Below are 13,787 nucleotides of genomic sequence, written 5' to 3' on the forward strand. Positions count from 1 at the left end.
CCGGTTTGGCGCTTACGCCTGTTGTGCGCAAGCGCCTGTTGGTCTGCCCAGTGGAGCAGGCGTCCTAACCCGCCGTCCTGACCTGCGATGACGGACAGTGATCGCCACGCCCAATCGGCGCCTGACGCTCACTGGCTTGCTGGCGCGGTGGACACGACGATGATGCCGCCAAGGATGAAGACCAGCCCCACGCCTTTGCGCAGGGTGAACGGTTCACCGAGCAGCAGCGAGGCGGCGACGGACACCAAGATGAAGGTTGCACTGACCAGGATGGGGTAGGCCACGCTGAGCGGTTCGGAGGCGACCACCCGGAACCAGACCAAAGCGGCGGCAAAGTAGGTCACGAAGCCGATGGCGAAGAGCGGCTGGATCAGCAGCGTGGCAAAATCGAGGAGGACGGCTTGCATCGATGTTGGATGAAAGCCGCCGCCGCGCTCAATGCCAAGGCGCATCAGGAGATTGGCGCACAAGGTGAAGACCGCTGTCAGGCCGATCAGGTACAATCCGGTCACGGACATCAGGCTTGCTCACGGTTTGGTGTGGCGGACATCGCCGACAACCCGGGCTGGAACACCGGCGACGATGGCAAAATCAGGCACGTCGCGGGTCACCACAGCGCCCGCCCCGACCAGCGCCGACCTCCCGATGGTCACGCCGGCGATGATGGTCGCGTTTGATCCAATCGACGCCCGCGCCTTGATGTGCGTGCGCTCCAGCGTCCAATCCTGCTCGCTTTGCGGGCTGCCGTCAGCGTTGGTGGCCTGGGGGTAGCGATCATTGGTGAACATGACCCCATGGCCGATGAACACCTCGTCATCAATCACAACGCCTTCGCAGATGAAGCTGTGCGATGAAATCTTGCAGCGCTGTCCAATCGAGGCGTTTTTCTGAACCTCGACGAACGCGCCCACTTTTGTCTCGGCGCCAACCGTGCAGCCGTAGAGGTTCACCAGGGCCGGATGGAAGATTTTCACGTTGTCGCCAAGAAGAACATCATCATTGATTGGCATAACAACCTCATGTGTCAGGGCAGGACATCGCACCCGGATGCCTGCCCGCCGGGCAGGTGCGGCGCCATTGCGGCACAGGGGGCGCGGCGCAGGGGCGGCAATGGCGGCAGCGGGACGCGGCCGGCGTCATCGCGTGTAAAGGACCGCCTGTGTGGGCATCACGGGCCGCGCCGCCTCGCCCTCGCCTTTGCGTTCCGTCTCGATGAGGTAGCGCGGGCGCTGGCGGACCTCATCCAGGGCACGCCACACATATTCGCCGAGCAGCCCCAGCATCAGCATCTGGACGCCGCCGATCACCAAAACGATGACCATCAGCGAGGACCAGCCCTCGGCGGGATGGCCGAACAGGGCGTTCATGATGATGACCACGGCATAGATCAGGCCGAGCAGGGCCGTGACAACCCCGACCGACAGCATCAGGCGGATGGGCAGGAAGCTGAAGGCCGCCACGGAATCGACGACGAGCTTGAGCTTTTTCCCCAAGCTCCAGCCAGACCGCCCATACAAGCGGGCGTCCTTGTCATAGCGGATTTGGCTCTGCCGGAAGCCCATCCAGCTGATCAGCGCCAGCAAACTGGTGTTCCGTTCGTTGAAGTGGCGCAGAGCATCGGCGACAACGCGGTCGAGCAGGACAAAGTCAGCGCCATTGGGCGGCATGTCGGCCAACCCAACGACCCGACGCATGAGCCAATAATACAGGCGCGAGAACGCCAGCGTCGACCGGCTCTCGCCCTTGCGCTGGCTGCGGACCGCCCACACAACCTGCGCACCGGCACGCCAGCGATCGATCAGCTCTGGGATGGTCTCGGGAGGATCTTGCAGATCGGCGGCCATGATGATGACGCAGCGCCCGCGGGCCTGATCCAGCCCGCAGGCGATTGCGGTGTGCGATCCGAAATTGCGCGAGAGGCGGAGGGCATGAACATTGCCACACCGCTCGGCAATGTCCGCGGCCACTTGGAAGGTGTCGTCGCTGGAGTGATCATCGACAACGATCAGCTCCCACCGCAAGCCGGTCGGTGCGAAGGCGTCAGACAGCCGCTGATAGGCAATGGGGAGATTTTGCCGTTCGTTGTAGGCCGGCATGACGACCGACAGCATGGGCGGCCCGGCGCCGGGCTCTCCAGCGCTGCCAGACAGGCTCATATCCATGGCAGCACCTCTCTCTTGCAGACCGCCGCCAACGCCTCCACCACGCGCTGCTGGTCACTGGCCTCCAGTTGCGCGTAGAGCGGCAGCAGGATGCAGCGGTCCTGCGCACGCTCCGACTCCGTCAAGCCCAAGCGCTGCGGCGTCTGCGCGTAAGGGGCTTCACGGTGCGCGCAGACGATGCCGCGCCGTGTGGCGATGCCTTGGTCGAGCAGCGTCTGCATGACCTCCCGTTGGTCAAGGCCATCGGGCAGGCGGACACAGTAGCTTTGCCAGTTGGAGCGGGCCCAGGCGGGCTCGGTTGGCACGACCAGCCCAGGCACCTCGGCCAACATCCGGTGGTAGGCGGCCGCAAGCGCCCGGCGTTGCCGCACAATCTCGGCCAGGCGCTCGAGCTGCTTACGGCCGATGGCCGCCTGCACATCCGTCATCCGGTAATTGTAGCCGAGCACCGGGTAGCTTTCGAAGACGACCTCCGGCGCGCCATGCCGCGCCACATCGGAAATGCTCATGCCATGTTGGCGCCAGAGGCGGAAGCGCTGGTCCCAATCAGGATTGTTGGTGACGATCATCCCACCGTCGCCGGTCGTGATCACCTTGCGGGGATGGAAGGAAAAGCAGGCGATGTCGCCGTGCGGCCGCCCAATCCGTTGCCAGTCGCCGCCGATCTGGATTTCCGATCCGGCCGCACAGGCGGCGTCCTCAATGAGAGCGATGCCGCGCTCACGCGCCAGCGCCCCCAGACGCGGCAGATCGCAGGGCATGCCCATCTGATGCACGCACAAAATGGCGCGGGTGCGCGGGCCGATGCTGTCGGCAACCAGATCGGGATCGAGGTTGAAGCTGTCCGGCTCGATGTCGACAAAGACCGGCTCCGCGCCGCAATAGCGCACGGCATTGGCCGTTGCCACGAACGAGTGGCTCGGCACGATGACCTCATCGCCCGCACCGACACCGACAGCCAGAAGGGCGAGATGAAGCGCCGTCGTGCAGTTGGACACGGCACAGGCATGCGCGGCTCCCGTCGCCGCGGCAAAGGCCTGCTCGAAGGCGGCCACCTGTGGGCCTTGGGTGAGCCAGCCGGACAGCACCACCTCGCAGGCCGCATCGGCCTCGGCGTCGCCCAGGACTGGCTTTGCGATCGGGATCATGGTGCGACCTCAGCCAGCATCGTCAGCCGCTCGCGGCCCCACCACTCCACCAGCGCCCGCAGACCGTCGGTGAGCTCGATCCCGGCCTCAAATCCAAGCAGCTGTTTGGCCTTGTGCGTTCCCGCCTGCCGCCGCGCCACCGGATTGATCTTGCGCTCAGCGGCAAACTCCACCCCAAGCTCCGGCTTGCCCATCACAACGGCGAGGCTGTGGGCAAGCTGGGCAAGGCTGACCTCTGTGCCGCTGCCCACATTGACCACATCGTCACACGCGGCGCTTTTGGCGGCCAGAATGTTGGCCCGAGCGACGTCGACGACATGGATGAGATCCATGGTCTGGCTGCCATCACCGAAAATGATGGGGGATTGTCCGGCGGCAATGCGCTCCATCCAGCGGATCAGCACTTCTGTGTACTTGCCATGGATGTCCATGCGCGGACCGTAAACATTGAAGTAGCGCAAGGCCACATAGGGGAGGCCATACATGTCGTTGAAGGATCGCAACAGACCCTCATTGAACAGCTTCGCTGCCCCATAGAGGGTGCGATTGTCATAGGGATGGTGGCTTTCCTCGGTCGGGAAGCGCTCTGCCATGCCATAGATCGACGCCGAGGATGCCGCCACGACCTTTTCAACGCCATGATCAACGCACAAGCTGAGGAGGTCGAAGGGCGCCTCGGCCATGACCTCAAAGGCAAGGCGCGGTTCGGCCGCACAATGGGTGATCCGCAAAGCCGCTTGATGAAACACAATGTCGGCGTCGACAACCAGCCGCTCCATCGTCGCCCGGTCCCGAATATCGCCCTCGATGAGGGTGACCGGCCCCTGCGCCATGGCGCGGGCCAAATTTTGCGGGCGGCCGCGCACCATATTGTCGATGACTGTGATCTTGCGGCAGCGCTCTTCAACCAGCAGGTCGACGATGTGCGACCCGACGAAGCCGGCGCCCCCGGTGACGAGGATGGATTTGCCCTCGAGATTTGCCATGTGCCCTTTTCCTTTGTTGACGCCGGCCATCCGCCTGATGGCGCTTGGCCCCAAAGCCGCAGCCTTGGGAGGCAGGCGCCGGCGGACAGCGACGGCCGGACGATCCGGGTCAGGCCGGCTGGCCGACGCAGACCTCCAGAAGTGCCTCACACACCCGCTCGCGCTGATCGCCGCTCAGTTCCGGATACAACGGCAAGGACAGGGTCTGCGCGGCAAACCGCTCGGTGACCGGCAGCGCTCCCACCACCCTGACGGCATCGGCATAGGCCGGCTGGCGATGCACCGGAACCGGGTAATGAACCCCGGTGCTGATCCCGGCCTTGAGGAGGTGCTCACGGACCGCATCACGCTCGGCGACGCGGACGGCATAGACGTAATACACATGATGCCGGCCAGGCGCTTCTTGCGGAATGTCCAGCCCGGCGGCCCCGAGCCTGGCGTCATACGCGGCGGCATGCTGGCGGCGGGCGTCGTTCCAGCGATCCAGATGCGGGAGTTTGACGCGCAGCACCGCCCCCTGGATGCCTTCCATCCGGTAATTGTAGCCCTGCAGAACATGGTTGTAGCGTCCAGCCTGCCCCCAATCGCGCAGCATCCTGACCGTGTCGGCGAGCGCGCTGTCGCTTGTCACGATGGCGCCGGCCTCACCGCACGCGCCAAGATTCTTGCTCGGGTAGAAGCTGAAGCAGGCGATGTCCCCAAGGCTGCCGGCGCGGGCGCCGTGATACGCCGCCCCTTGGGCCTGGGCCGCGTCCTCGATGACCAAAAGGCCGTGCGCGCGGGCGATCTCGCAAATGGCGTCCATCTCGGCGGTCTGGCCATGCAAATGGACGGGCAGGATCGCGCGGGTGCGCGGCGTGATGGCGGCTTCGATCAGCCCCGGGTCCAAGGTGCCGGTGCGTGGATCGACATCGATGAGAACCGGTGTGGCGCCGGTATAAAGAATGGCCGCGACGGTTGCCACGAACGTCATCGACACCGTGATCACCTCGGTTCCCGGCCCGACGCCGGCGGCGAGCAAAGCCAGATGCAAGGCCGAGGTTCCGGAATTCACCGCGATGGCGTGCTGGGCCCCGCAATAGGCGGCAAACTCACCTTCAAAGGCCGTCACCTCATCGCCCAGGGTGTATTGGGTGCTCGCCAGAACCCTCAAAACCGCTTGGTCGATGTCGCTCTTGATCGAGCGGTACTGGGCGGCGAGATCGATCAGGGGGATCATGATGCAATCCTGGTGAGTTGAAGATCAATGGGCTGGCCGCGCTGCGCCATCGACCAGGAGGCGGCCTCGAGCAGGCGCACGATCCTCAGTCCGGTGAACCCATCCGTGATGGGCGCGCGTCGCGTTTCAATGCAGTCGATGAAATGCTGGGCCTCGATGCGCAGCGCCTCTTGCGCCGGCAGTTGCGGGGCCCACATGTCGCCGCTTCGGTAGCCGATCAGAAGCTGGTGCAGCTGATCGGTGTCTTCGGCGACAATGACGCCCTTGTCGTACACCTTCACCTTTTCGCTGATCTGCAGATCATCGTAGACGATCATTTTCTTGCTGCCGCCGATGTGCAGTTGGCGGACCTTCACCGGCGCCAGCCAGTTCACATTGACGTGGGCGATCGTCCCTTGATCAAAGAACAAGGTCAGGGTGGCCATGCTTTCGGGGCTGCCACTGACATGCGAGGCGCCGCTTGCGGACAGGGCGGTGACCGACTCTCCCAGCAAATGATCGATGATGGTGAGGTCATGAACGGCCAAATCCCAGATGACATTCACATCACGCTGGAACAGGCCCAAATTGATCCGGAGGGAGTCATAATAGTGAACATGCCCAATCTCACCGTCGGTGATGAGTTGTTTGATTTTCCGGATGGCTGGGGTGTAGATAAACGTGTGATCGACCATCAAGGTCACATTGCGCCTGGCGGCCTCGTTGATCAGCCGTTCAGCCTGTTCCGAGGTCTCGGTCATCGGCTTTTCGACCAGGACATGCTTGCCGTTTTGCAAGGCGGCCAGGGCAATGGGATAGTGGGAGGACACCGGCGTCGCGACGACAACCGCATCGATCTTAGGGTTGCGCACCAGCTCCCAATAGTCTGTGGTCGTTTCCACAGTGGGCATGCGGCGGCTTATGGCGGAGAGCCGGTCTTGCGACAGGTCGCAGACGGCGGCGACCCGTGCCCCGTCCACATCAGAAAAGTTTCTGATGAGGTTGGGCCCCCAATAGCCGCAGCCGACAATTCCCACATTGATCATGATGAGACCAATCCTCATGGCAAGAGTGAATGATCACTGTTCCGCTGTCCGGCGCCCTCTCCTGGCCAGAAGCAATCCTCATGGCATGGACCCGCAATCGTTAGAAAATCCGTTTGTACGCATAATGTTTCAAAACGCGTCGAAAGCACCCCATAGAGATGACGAAGATATCTTCAATAAATGTCTGATTATCCCACTAAGAAATCTTCAGACTTCCTGTTGCTTGAGGTGATAATCGACCCACCGGACGGGGCGTTTAAGCCTCATCCAGACAAGGATCATGCTGAGGAGGCATGGGAGGAAGTCTTGCAAAATTGTTCCCACGCAGCCACCGCATATTCGGGGGTAGCTCATGCTGACTCTGTTTTGAAGCGGAGGGCGGTTTGTCCGGCGCTTCTGTTAAAGCGGGAGAGCTGGGCCAGCAACGATGACGGGGCAAGTCTTTCCGGGTCACCGCACACAAACAGAGAGCAGCATGCTGTCCGGATGAGAGGCGGCCCACCGTCTGGGGTAAGATGCCAGGCGCTGGGCCGCCAGCCGGCTGCGCGACCGTGTCGCTTTCACCGTTGTCGCGACCGCTGTCGCCAGGCTTCGCTCAGACGTTTGCTGGCCCCCTCTCCGCCTTGACGGGCGGGGGGCCGGTAAGCCGCATCCTGCGGCCTTCCGGCTGGGTCCCGCGTCATTGGGCCGCTTGGGCGCGGTGTTCCTCCACAGGGCTTTGACGCGCCGTCCGCGCGCCGTCGGATGGCGATCGCCGCGGTGGTGTCGGCGTTGGCCCTGTGGCCGCAGCACCCGCACGCGACGACGGCTTGGCTCAGCCGGGTGGCCGCATCGACATGGCCGCAACATCCTAAGGAGCTTACGGGTGCTCTTGGACATCTTCCGGCTTTCGCCGTGGGGAAGATGTTAAGACAGCGTGTTCTCCAGCCGGCGCGGTGCCAACCGCGCGCGCACCGCTCGAATGAGGATTGCCTCCGGCCCAGCCGGTCGGCCGGCGAGAAGCCACAGCGCCACCAGCACGATGGCAAACACCACGGCCCCGAACAGGGCGTTGCCGAACACCAGGGCAGCCGAGGCCAGCGCGTCAGCACCGGCGAAAATGGGGCCGCCATTGGCAGCCAGCAACGCCCCGGCCATCGCCAGGCTGGCCACCGTGGTGCGCCCAACCGGAGCGGCCATGCCGATGAGGACGCCTGGCAGATACCGTTCCATTTGGAGAAGGAAGACCAGCCCCTCGAGCCCCGCGCTCACCCCAAGCGCCCATGCCCCCCCGGTGAGGCCAAAATACCCGACCCCCCCCATCAGACAGAGCAGCCGAACCGGCGTGGCGGCCACCACGATCCAGGCGTTGACATCCGGGCGACCGAGGGTGAGCAACGCCACCGTGCCGATCTCGCTCGCCACATGGAAGATGACGAACATCCCGAGGATGCGAATGACCGGCACGGCGTCCGACCAGTTCGGGCCCAGCGCCAAATGCACGAGGGGAGCGGCAATCAAGCTCAGCCCGAGGGCGGCCGGCAGCACGAGCAGGCAAACCGCGGAAAACGATTCAACCACGCTCTCCAACACACTGCGGCCGGTATTGTGCATTGCTGAAAAGCCAGGCAGCAATGCACGGCATATCGGCTGGACCAGCTCGCTGGTGGTCAGGCTGGAGATTTCTGTGCCAAGCCGGAAGACGCCAACCTGTGTGATCCCCAGGCACCGGCTGATGACAAAGGCATCGGCCTGATCCCGCAAGAAGCCGGCAACGCTGGCAATCCAGATCCACACGGAAAAGCTGATCAGCTTTCGCCATTCCGCCAGAGTGAAGCCGGGCCGATAGGGGTGCATCGTGTAGCTCATGACCACGCGGATCACGCGGGACGCGCAAATGCCCGCGACCAGTGCCCAGTAGCTGTCGGTCACCAGAGCCCAGGCAAAGGTGACCACCGAGGTCGTCACACGGGCCGTCATGAACAGCACAAACTCCCGGTCGAACGCCAAATCCTTGCGAAAGGCAACGGTGCCGATGTTCTCAAAGCCCTGCAGCACCGCGACCGCGCCGATCACATAGAGGACAGCCTCCAACCGGTCATCTGCGAAGAAATCGGCGACGATCGGCGCACTCAGCGCAACGATCAGACCGGTCAACACGCCGCGGATCACCGTCATGGTGAAGGCTGTGTCGTAGAGCTTGCGGTCCACCCCGCTTTCCCGGATGAGCGCAAGCTGAAGCCCCATCATTCCCAGCGCCTCGACCGCACCGGCGATGGTCGTCGCAAGAGCGACCAAGCCGAAATCATCTGGCAGCAGCAATCGCGCCATCACGAGCATGCTGACGATGCCAACGCCGCGGGTTGCCAGACGCAGGAAAATCATCCAGCCAGCACCAACCGCGACCTTTTTCTTCAAAGTGGCGTCGGACACGGGAGAAGACCTTTCAAGAGTGTGCAAATATTGCACGCGTCACGTGGTGCGGCATCCAGGCGGCAGCGGTGTGCCGGCAGGGTGCTGCGGCTGACACGGCCTCGGGCGTGGCCGGGACTTCGTCCTCTGCCCTCCTTGGCTGAGCGTGCGCATCGACACCGCGTCGCCAAGCCCGCTGACTGTGACACTGACAAATGCATTGCGATCATGTCCTGGGTTTTGGGAGGGAAGGGCCTGCACAAGACCAAGGCGGCTGGCGCTGTCGCCATCACGCCCTGACCGGCACCGCCACAAATGGCTTGCTCCTGCTCCGGGCGGTGCCTGGCACAGGCATGACGATGTGCCGCAGCGATGCCGCCGCTGCACACAGCACATAAAACAGCTCGAAATAGGCAAGGCTGAGGGCGGTTCCGGTGACGGCATAGACAACCACGCTCAACCGCAATGCACCGGCCAGGTGAAATGCCCACTCCAGCCCGGGCTTTCTTCGGCAAAATGCCCGCACTTTGGACAGGCTGCCCAGTGTGGTGATGATCACGCCCAAGAAAACCCCAAGCCCGACAAATCCCAAATCGCCCAGCATCTCGAAATAGATGCTGTGAGCGGCCGTTGGCGTCGACAATGGCTCTGGCGTTGAAATAAAGCTAAGAAGTTGGAATTTTTGACTGTACAGATGCCAGAAATGAGCGGTTTGGACCGCACGAAAGCCTCCCCCGAGCAGGGGGTGGTCGAGGGCAATCAATGTGCTGATCTTCCATGCGACCACCCGCCCCATGAAGGAGGCGTCCTCGCCGGCATTGTCGATCGTGTTCATGCGCTCGAACCAGGTATCTGGGGTGAGCAGCAGCAACAGCCCGGCGAGCACGCCCAGGAGGATCAGATTGACGATTTTTCGCCGGGTCATCATGATGTAGCTGACGGCAATGACCAGCAGACCGATGAAGCCGCCGCGTGAATAGGTCCCGATCACAGACACGGTGCACAGCAGCAAGCTGCCAAGAAGTGCCAGCTTGACGATTTTCTCTTCGGTCTGGCTGTAGAGGTAGCCGAGCACCGGAATCACCATCAAAATCGCACCAGCGAAATGATTGTTGTCGCCGAGAAGCGGAATTTCAGGCTTGTGCCGTCCACCTGACAGGATGACTTTCAACCCCTCATTCAATCCATTGTAGCCCATGCTGAGCACCACGATCAAAAGCAGCGCATGCAAGCGCAGCCGCGTGTTGGTGAGCGCGGTCAGCACCAAGAACAGCACCACCATCTTGATCAGCCGGTCATAAATTTCCCATCCGGCCTCCGGCACCACGCTGCCACTGACCATCGAAACACCGCCGAGCAGGACCAGCCCGATCAGCAGGTAGGCTGTGCTGTTGAGGCGAAGGGTGGCGCCTTGCCGGTTGAGCAGCAGGGCGACCAGGGTGATGCCGGCGACAAGCTTGTTGAGCGGAATGCTCCCCATGAAGCCATACAGGTAGGTGGTGGGCGTCAGCAGGGCGACCCACACCCACAGCAGGCTCCCGATATAGGCGTGCATGATCGCCCAGGGCAGAGTGGCAACCATGCAGCACATAAAGAGGATGTCGCGCATCGGCGTGATCCATTCCAGGCGCGGGAGATGGCGAACAGACGCTCACGCACGGCCGGGTCGAGGCGGCGGGCGGCGGGCGTGACGCCGGGGGGACGGTGCTGGCTGCCGGCCGGACGGGGGAGCGGACGGGGGACCGTCGGACGGAGGGCTGGCTGTTGCGACGGTGAAACGGAACAGCCCCACCGTGCCACCTGCCGTGCCGCGACGGTCATTGCCACGAAACCAGTGGATGCAAACGACAAGAGCAACGAAGTTAGCGATCAGCGGCATCCATTCCATAAGGGCCTCCCAGGACAGGGGTCTGGCGTGGCACGATCGCCCAGGTCGGATCGGTGGCAAAGTCGATGGCGGTGTCGCGGCGCAGCCGGTCATAGGCCGCGGCGGCACCGTCCACGCCCAAATCGGCGGCGACGGCCAGCATCGCCAAGGACACAGCGACATAGCCCCCGGGCGAGTTCGGGTAGCCATCGGTGATGGTGGCTGGGCAGCGTGTGATCTCGGGCCAGTTCAGCCGGTGCAGGTCCCGCCAATTGGCAATGAACCGATTGTCGGGGTCGCGGATTTTGATGTAGTAGGCCGGGGCCTGAGCCCGGCAATATCCCTGGGCCTCATGCGTCCAGCGGCCGACTGTGGCGCGGCTCAGCCAGTGAAAATACTGCTCCGCCAGTGGCTCGCCCGATTGGGCCAGCCAGCCGATCACGAGCGCCAGGAAATCATTTTGCCACGGCCCGGTGAGACCAACCGCATCCCCCTTTTCCACCCAGCCAAGGGGAGAAATCGCCCCCTGGTCCGGGTTGCGCGGATAATGCGTGACGTACCAGTCGAGATTGTTGGCCAGCTTGCGCGTGAAATACGCCTTCATGGGATGCTGGTCGGGCAGGATGTGCGCGGCTTCGCCCAGCACACGCATGCCCCAGGCTTGCCCGCGGACCTGCTCATCGGACAGCAGCGCCAAGCTGCCGCCGCGGTAGTCCGACGGGTGCATGCCGATCGACCAGTTGGCCCAGAACATCAGCTCGTCAAGATAGTAGCGCTCCCCCGTCACCAGATAGGGGACATAGGCGAGCGATGGCTGGTGTGACACGTCGACGGTCCAAGGCGTGTCGGCGTTGTCCATCGCCGGCATCGCGTCTGGTCCTTGCTGGTTCGGGATCAACCGCAGGTCGGGATGATCGTCCAAGCTGACCGGCTGGTCGGTCTTGCGGTCACGGTAATGGATGGGCGCGCTGCCACCGGCGTCGGCATTGGCCAGCATCAATGCCTTTGCCCGCGGGTCTTGGCTCAAAAGATACAGCACCGTCCAACGCGGCAGCGGGCCGATGTCGCTGCGCCCGCCGGTGGTTGGCATGTAAGGGGTGAGCGTCGCGGTGCCCATTGGCCTGGTGCCGGCCCGCGCCAAGGCCTGCCCCTCGGCCTGCAGGGTGGCCTCTGGAATTTTCAGCCTGGTGTCGTAATTCCAAACGGCCCGGCTTTTGAGCAGATAGGACAGATTGTGGCGGACATGGACGCTTGGCGTCTGCCCTGTCCAGCGCACGGTGTGCCAGCGGGCATGGTGGTGATGCGTCAGGTCCTGGACGCCGAACGCCTCACTGCCGTTCAGCAGAAGCTGCAGGTTGTAGGTGAGATTGCCAGCGCCAGGTTCGTAGGTCCAGGCATTCTCGACCGCCGCATCGACGCGCACCGTCTCCACGCCAGCGTATGACCGGACGGCAAAGCGCGCGGTGAGCTGGGGGTGGGGCGTGCCGCTGACCTCCTCGACAAACGCAACGGTCTGCGTGGTTTCCGACACAACCGGACCAGCCAGCCACGCGTTCGCAAGGCGTCCACCCGAGGCTGAGGCGACAAACCGGCGCGACGGCTGCCAAGCCTGCACCACCGTTGCCCGTAGGCTCGCTTGACCGCCATAGAGGAACTGCACGGCGAAGGACCGTCCGGGCCGTTCACGGCTGGTGACCCACAGATGCTCGTAACCGCCGCCCTCTCCGACCTTGTAAGCACGGAAATTGCGGCCTTGGTTGATGAGCGCCATGAAGGCTTCGGCAATCCGGCTGAGCGTCGGATAAGCTCCGCCCTCCAGCTCGCGTGAGATCGTCAGGGTATAGCGGTCCTCCGGGGCCTCACCAAGGGCAATGGTCACGGTTTCTCCGGCCAGGAACGGGCGTCCTGGGTTGTACCCAGTCCGGTCGCCGAAGGTGATCATGCTCAGCTGTGCGGCATAGATCATGGCCACGGCTTTGATCGTGATGTCGGGCGGCGGGACCATGACCTCCGCTCGTCCAGCTGGCATGCCCAGGAAAAAATCGATGCGGTCGCGGTTATGGGCTGCCAGGGATGGCAGCACGGTGGAGAGCACGGCAAAGCGCAAGGAGCCATCGGCAAAGGTTGCGGGCTGATCGATCTGGAGCGGCAGCGCTCCACCGCGGCCATCCCGGGCGAGAAGGGTCGCTCCTTTGGGAACATCGCCCGCAAGAAAGGGCTGTCCAATCGTGAGCGGGACATGACGCTGCGCCTGGGCGCCACCCTCCACCTCGATGCAGGTCAAAGCCTTCGGTGCGCAGACGAGAGGCGGAGCATGGCTTCGGGCCGGCTCGGCCGTCGGCAGAGCGGGAGGCCGCGTTTTCGCTTGAAGCGGCGCCGCAGCCTTGGGCGCCGGCAAAACCATGATTTCGCCGGCCGGGGTCCGATGCACCGCTGGCGGCTTCCCCGGGGCGGGTGGCAACTGCTGCGCCGACACCGCGCCCGCCATCAACAAGGCGAGGGCAACAGCAAGCGCCAGCAAAGGCGGCAGAGCCAAGAGCACGCGCTCACCGGGTGAAAGCGCCTTGTCATCCGGGACGACGGCCGCGCCCGATCGGGCAGGAGAGGCGTCAGGTGGTCGGGGGAAGACCCGGCCCTGCCGCGCGGCCGATGGCCCGGCACGACACGCTTCGTGATGGTGGTCGGCAGCATCCATTGCACAGCGATGCCTTTTTTTGCGTTATCCCCGCTCCGCCTGGATGTGGGAGCGCAGCAGATGTTCAGCGCTGACAAGCATGCTGCTGCACACCAGCCGTGATCACCCGATCATGCGGTCAGACGTGATGCGATTTGGTGTTAGGGCAGCCTCCTGAAATTCCCTCAACCCCAGCTTTCCGAGTCACAGACAGAGAAGGGTGCAGAGCTCCCCCGAGCACAGCGGCGTCACTGTCCCCCCCACCTCTCCTCCAAAAGACATTTTTTGCCAAGGCCTGCCGCAGCAGGGCCAAAG

The 13,787-nt window shown here is 63.5% G+C and carries 10 protein-coding genes; all 10 read right to left on the bottom strand.

Annotation, left to right across the window (positions count from 1 at the left end):
• Positions 1 to 128 precede the first annotated feature (128 nt).
• The 10 genes from M5E06_RS31280 to M5E06_RS31330 all read right to left on the bottom strand — a co-directional run bounded on the left by M5E06_RS31280 (position 129) and on the right by M5E06_RS31330 (position 13,334).
• Positions 129 to 518 carry a DMT family transporter gene (locus tag M5E06_RS31280; RefSeq protein WP_252141582.1) on the bottom strand — a complete coding sequence of 130 codons (390 nt, stop codon included), beginning with the start codon at positions 516 to 518 and terminating at the stop codon, positions 129 to 131.
• A gap of 9 nt (positions 519 to 527) precedes the next feature.
• Positions 528 to 1,010, bottom strand: a complete 483-nt coding sequence (locus M5E06_RS35715) for an acyltransferase (RefSeq protein WP_286209071.1) — start codon at positions 1,008 to 1,010, stop codon at positions 528 to 530.
• Positions 1,011 to 1,136: 126 nt separating this feature from the next.
• The gene (locus M5E06_RS31295) at positions 1,137 to 2,162 is read right to left on the bottom strand and encodes a glycosyltransferase family 2 protein (protein WP_252141583.1); all 1,026 of its coding nucleotides are present in this window, start codon (positions 2,160 to 2,162) and stop codon (positions 1,137 to 1,139) included.
• On the bottom strand, positions 2,153 to 3,310 hold the full coding sequence (locus M5E06_RS31300) for a DegT/DnrJ/EryC1/StrS family aminotransferase (RefSeq protein ID WP_252141584.1): 1,158 nt from the start codon (positions 3,308 to 3,310) through the stop codon (positions 2,153 to 2,155). Before M5E06_RS31300 ends, M5E06_RS31295 begins: the two co-directional genes overlap by 10 nt.
• A complete protein-coding gene (locus tag M5E06_RS31305; protein WP_252141585.1) occupies positions 3,307 to 4,296 on the bottom strand; it encodes an NAD-dependent epimerase/dehydratase family protein in 990 nt (329 codons plus the stop codon). Before M5E06_RS31305 ends, M5E06_RS31300 begins: the two co-directional genes overlap by 4 nt.
• 109 nt (positions 4,297 to 4,405) lie before the next feature.
• Positions 4,406 to 5,515 carry a DegT/DnrJ/EryC1/StrS family aminotransferase gene (locus M5E06_RS31310; protein ID WP_252141586.1) on the bottom strand — a complete coding sequence of 370 codons (1,110 nt, stop codon included), beginning with the start codon at positions 5,513 to 5,515 and terminating at the stop codon, positions 4,406 to 4,408.
• Complete coding sequence (locus tag M5E06_RS31315; protein ID WP_252141587.1) at positions 5,512 to 6,540, bottom strand: Gfo/Idh/MocA family protein; 1,029 nt, start codon at positions 6,538 to 6,540, stop codon at positions 5,512 to 5,514. Before M5E06_RS31315 ends, M5E06_RS31310 begins: the two co-directional genes overlap by 4 nt.
• Positions 6,541 to 7,446: 906 nt before the next feature.
• Positions 7,447 to 8,952: an oligosaccharide flippase family protein gene (locus M5E06_RS31320; RefSeq protein WP_252141588.1), complete on the bottom strand. Its 1,506-nt coding sequence runs from the start codon at positions 8,950 to 8,952 to the stop codon at positions 7,447 to 7,449.
• Positions 8,953 to 9,220: 268 nt separating this feature from the next.
• Entirely contained in the window at positions 9,221 to 10,540 is a 1,320-nt protein-coding gene (locus M5E06_RS31325) for a putative O-glycosylation ligase, exosortase A system-associated (RefSeq protein WP_252141589.1), read from the bottom strand.
• Positions 10,541 to 10,793: 253 nt separating this feature from the next.
• Positions 10,794 to 13,334 (bottom strand): hypothetical protein, encoded by a 2,541-nt coding sequence (locus M5E06_RS31330; RefSeq protein WP_252141590.1) that lies wholly within the window; start codon positions 13,332 to 13,334, stop codon positions 10,794 to 10,796.
• Between the last annotated feature and the right edge of the window lie 453 nt (positions 13,335 to 13,787).

The sequence above is a fragment of the Azospirillum sp. A1-3 genome (assembly GCF_023806445.1).
GTDB lineage: Bacteria > Pseudomonadota > Alphaproteobacteria > Azospirillales > Azospirillaceae > Azospirillum.